The 4500-nt window shown below is 60.2% G+C and carries 5 protein-coding genes and 1 pseudogene; all 6 read left to right on the forward strand.

Going from position 1 to position 4500, the window contains the following annotated elements; translation table 11 throughout:
- Window positions 1–192 precede the first annotated feature (192 nt).
- A complete protein-coding gene (locus K3M35_RS25365; protein ID WP_220667240.1) occupies window positions 193–414 on the forward strand; it encodes a hypothetical protein in 222 nt (73 codons plus the stop codon).
- A 220-nt stretch (window positions 415–634) separates the two neighbouring features.
- Window positions 635–1486, forward strand: a complete 852-nt coding sequence (sul1, locus tag K3M35_RS25370; RefSeq protein WP_000946487.1) for a sulfonamide-resistant dihydropteroate synthase Sul1 — start codon at window positions 635–637, stop codon at window positions 1484–1486.
- Between the two features lie 127 nt (window positions 1487–1613).
- Entirely contained in the window at window positions 1614–2114 is a 501-nt protein-coding gene (locus K3M35_RS25375) for a GNAT family N-acetyltransferase (RefSeq protein ID WP_000376623.1), read from the forward strand.
- 506 nt (window positions 2115–2620) lie between these two features.
- The gene (locus K3M35_RS25380) at window positions 2621–3385 is read left to right on the forward strand and encodes an IS6-like element IS6100 family transposase (protein ID WP_001389365.1); all 765 of its coding nucleotides are present in this window, start codon (window positions 2621–2623) and stop codon (window positions 3383–3385) included.
- A gap of 295 nt (window positions 3386–3680) precedes the next feature.
- Entirely contained in the window at window positions 3681–3899 is a 219-nt protein-coding gene (locus K3M35_RS25385; RefSeq protein ID WP_102661117.1) for a hypothetical protein, read from the forward strand.
- Window positions 3896–4393: pseudogene (locus tag K3M35_RS25390) on the forward strand (DNA cytosine methyltransferase); the annotation flags it as partial. The gene K3M35_RS25385 and the pseudogene K3M35_RS25390, both read left to right, overlap by 4 nt.
- Window positions 4394–4500 lie beyond the last annotated feature (107 nt).

Genomic DNA, 4500 nt, shown 5'->3' on the forward strand with positions numbered 1-4500 from the left:
TGCCGACTCGCTCCAGTGACCGACACGACGACGGAGGTGAGCACCGACCCCGTCCTCGAACTCAGCGCCTAACCCCTACGAAGGATCACAGGCGATACACCACTACCTGGGACTTGACCGTTCGTCGGTATCCGTAAAGACCTGGCCGGCGGCTTCTCCTGGCCGGAACCGCTGCAAAGCGAACCGCTGACAGTGGGCGAACTGCTGCACGATCTCATGGCCACGAACGGCTGGCGCGGTGCCAACCGTTGGCGCGAACAGGCGAACGTCATTGCTCCAACGCTGGTAGGCGGTTCCAAGAAACACGGCGGGCCTGACCTCGGCCCAACCCGTGCAAAACGCGCATGGGCCGCCCTGGGCGTCGATGGCATGGGCCTATGGGACGATGCCCCGCCGCGTGATTTCGTGGGTTAACTCTATTCTGACGTTGCTGGGTGGCTTCTCCTGACATCAGGATAGGGTATGCGCTCACGCAACTGGTCCAGAACCTTGACCGAACGCAGCGGTGGTAACGGCGCAGTGGCGGTTTTCATGGCTTGTTATGACTGTTTTTTTGTACAGTCTATGCCTCGGGCATCCAAGCAGCAAGCGCGTTACGCCGTGGGTCGATGTTTGATGTTATGGAGCAGCAACGATGTTACGCAGCAGGGTGACGGTGTTCGGCATTCTGAATCTCACCGAGGACTCCTTCTTCGATGAGAGCCGGCGGCTAGACCCCGCCGGCGCTGTCACCGCGGCGATCGAAATGCTGCGAGTCGGATCAGACGTCGTGGATGTCGGACCGGCCGCCAGCCATCCGGACGCGAGGCCTGTATCGCCGGCCGATGAGATCAGACGTATTGCGCCGCTCTTAGACGCCCTGTCCGATCAGATGCACCGTGTTTCAATCGACAGCTTCCAACCGGAAACCCAGCGCTATGCGCTCAAGCGCGGCGTGGGCTACCTGAACGATATCCAAGGATTTCCTGACCCTGCGCTCTATCCCGATATTGCTGAGGCGGACTGCAGGCTGGTGGTTATGCACTCAGCGCAGCGGGATGGCATCGCCACCCGCACCGGTCACCTTCGACCCGAAGACGCGCTCGACGAGATTGTGCGGTTCTTCGAGGCGCGGGTTTCCGCCTTGCGACGGAGCGGGGTCGCTGCCGACCGGCTCATCCTCGATCCGGGGATGGGATTTTTCTTGAGCCCCGCACCGGAAACATCGCTGCACGTGCTGTCGAACCTTCAAAAGCTGAAGTCGGCGTTGGGGCTTCCGCTATTGGTCTCGGTGTCGCGGAAATCCTTCTTGGGCGCCACCGTTGGCCTTCCTGTAAAGGATCTGGGTCCAGCGAGCCTTGCGGCGGAACTTCACGCGATCGGCAATGGCGCTGACTACGTCCGCACCCACGCGCCTGGAGATCTGCGAAGCGCAATCACCTTCTCGGAAACCCTCGCGAAATTTCGCAGTCGCGACGCCAGAGACCGAGGGTTAGATCATGCCTAGCATTCACCTTCCGGCCGCCCGCTAGCGGACCCTGGTCAGGTTCCGCGAAGGTGGGCGCAGACATGCTGGGCTCGTCAGGATCAAACTGCACTATGAGGCGGCGGTTCATACCGCGCCAGGGGAGCGAATGGACAGCGAGGAGCCTCCGAACGTTCGGGTCGCCTGCTCGGGTGATATCGACGAGGTTGTGCGGCTGATGCACGACGCTGCGGCGTGGATGTCCGCCAAGGGAACGCCCGCCTGGGACGTCGCGCGGATCGACCGGACATTCGCGGAGACCTTCGTCCTGAGATCCGAGCTCCTAGTCGCGAGTTGCAGCGACGGCATCGTCGGCTGTTGCACCTTGTCGGCCGAGGATCCCGAGTTCTGGCCCGACGCCCTCAAGGGGGAGGCCGCATATCTGCACAAGCTCGCGGTGCGACGGACACATGCGGGCCGGGGTGTCAGCTCCGCGCTGATCGAGGCTTGCCGCCATGCCGCGCGAACGCAGGGGTGCGCCAAGCTGCGGCTCGACTGCCACCCGAACCTGCGTGGCCTATACGAGCGGCTCGGATTCACCCACGTCGACACTTTCAATCCCGGCTGGGATCCAACCTTCATCGCAGAACGCCTAGAACTCGAAATCTAACGTCCGTTCGGGCATCGAGGTCCATGTCGGGGTGGGACGGGCCCGTGGCTTCAAGATCACTTGCAGTCCGACCGCGATGTCTTGGTTGCGCGAGAGGTTGTCGATATCCTCCACTTCCATCATCAACCCTGGATAATGCCGCCGCCGTCATCGCCGCCGACGCCCGTGCCGGGCTTTTCGGGCCTGTCAGGCTTGCTCGGCCTTCAGCCTGCCTGGGCGAGATCTCCGGCGGACGGATTAACGGCGGAGCTTCGCCGCCTTTCGTGCGTGTGAAGGCCGAAGATAGTTCTCTCAAAAACATCCGTTTATGAGAGATACCAAATGTCATTTTCAGAAGACGACTGCACCAGTTGATTGGGCGTAATGGCTGTTGTGCAGCCAGCTCCTGACAGTTCAATATCAGAAGTGATCTGCACCAATCTCGACTATGCTCAATACTCGTGTGGGCTCTGTTGCAAAAATCGTGAAGCTTGAGCATGCTTGGCGGAGATTGGACGGACGGAACGATGACGGATTTCAAGTGGCGCCATTTCCAGGGTGATGTGATCCTGTGGGCGGTGCGCTGGTATTGTCGCTATCCGATCAGCTATCGCGACCTTGAGGAAATGCTGGCGGAACGCGGCATTTCGGTCGACCATACGACGATCTATCGCTGGGTCCAGTGCTACGCCCCGGAGATGGAGAAGCGGCTGCGCTGGTTCTGGCGGCGTGGCTTTGATCCGAGCTGGCGCCTGGATGAAACCTACGTCAAGGTGCGGGGCAAGTGGACCTACCTGTACCGGGCAGTCGACAAGCGGGGCGACACGATCGATTTCTACCTGTCGCCGACCCGCAGCGCCAAGGCAGCGAAGCGGTTCCTGGGCAAGGCCCTGCGAGGCCTGAAGCACTGGGAAAAGCCTGCCACGCTCAATACCGACAAAGCGCCGAGCTATGGTGCAGCGATCACCGAATTGAAGCGCGAAGGAAAGCTGGACCGGGAGACGGCCCACCGGCAGGTGAAGTATCTCAATAACGTGATCGAGGCCGATCACGGAAAGCTCAAGATACTGATCAAGCCGGTGCGCGGTTTCAAATCGATCCCCACGGCCTATGCCACGATCAAGGGATTCGAAGTCATGCGAGCCCTGCGCAAAGGACAGGCTCGCCCCTGGTGCCTGCAGCCCGGCATCAGGGGCGAGGTGCGCCTTGTGGAGAGAGCTTTTGGCATTGGGCCCTCGGCGCTGACGGAGGCCATGGGCATGCTCAACCACCATTTCGCAGCAGCCGCCTGATCGGCGCAGAGCGACAGCCTACCTCTGACTGCCGCCAATCTTTGCAACAGAGCCTCCGTCGCCATGCTCACCTCGCTTTGGTGCACACGAGTATTGAGCATAGTCGAGATTGGTGCAGATCACTTCTGATATTGAACTGTCAGGAGCTGGCTGCACAACAGCCATTACGCCCAATCAACTGGTGCAGTCGTCTTCTGAAAATGACAGGTGGCAAGCTGTCGCACAACTTAGGACTTATGCGACGGGTGCGATTTTTTGGATACACAATTGTGTATCCATGCGATACTGTCGCCTTATGTCGAGCAAAGACGTTGGCCTCCGTATCCGTGTTGAAAAGGAACTCCGCGAGGCGTTCCAAGGGGCTTGCTTGGCTGAAAACCGGAAGGCATCGGAAGTGCTGCGCGAGTTTATGCAGGCATTCGCCGACCGACACCAAGGCGGCTTGCAGCCGGATATGTTCACGACACCAGCAGCCAGGAAGCCACGTCAATCAACCAAGAGAAAAGCGATATGAGCCAATTCAATTCTTTGGAAATGTGCGCAGGGGCAGGGGGCCAGGCGCTCGGCCTAGAAATGGCTGGCTTCGATCATGCTGCCCTAGTCGAACTGGAACCGGCGGCGTGTGCAACGCTGCGCCTGAACCGTCCCGCCTGGAACGTCATTGAGGACGATTTGCGCCGCTTCGATGGCCGCCCCTATCAAGGCATCGACCTGCTAGCCGGTGGCGTGCCATGCCCGCCGTTCTCCAAGGCAGGAAAGCAGCTCGGCGCGAAGGATGAGCGCGACTTGTTCCCCGAAGCTATCCGCCTGGTCGATGAGTGCCGCCCGCAAGCTGTGATGCTGGAAAACGTGCGTGGCCTGCTCGATGCCGTCTTTGACGATTACCGGAACAAGGTTGAAAAGCAGCTCAAAAAGTTGGGCTATGTGCCTGGCTGGCGGCTGTTCAACGCCTCCGACTATGGCGTGTCGCAACTACGCCCGCGTGTGGTGTTCGTCGAGTTGAGTCCCCGATGATGGTGTAACGCGGTTGCCGGCCTCGTCGTAGTAGACGTGGAGCGGCCACCGCGTGATCTTCGAGTGAACCCTTCACAGCACTCTCGAACGGAGCATCACGG

Origin of the sequence: Rhodococcus sp. DMU2021 (assembly GCF_019641445.1) — a bacterium.
Taxonomy (GTDB): Bacteria; Actinomycetota; Actinomycetes; order Mycobacteriales; family Mycobacteriaceae; genus Rhodococcus; species Rhodococcus pyridinivorans.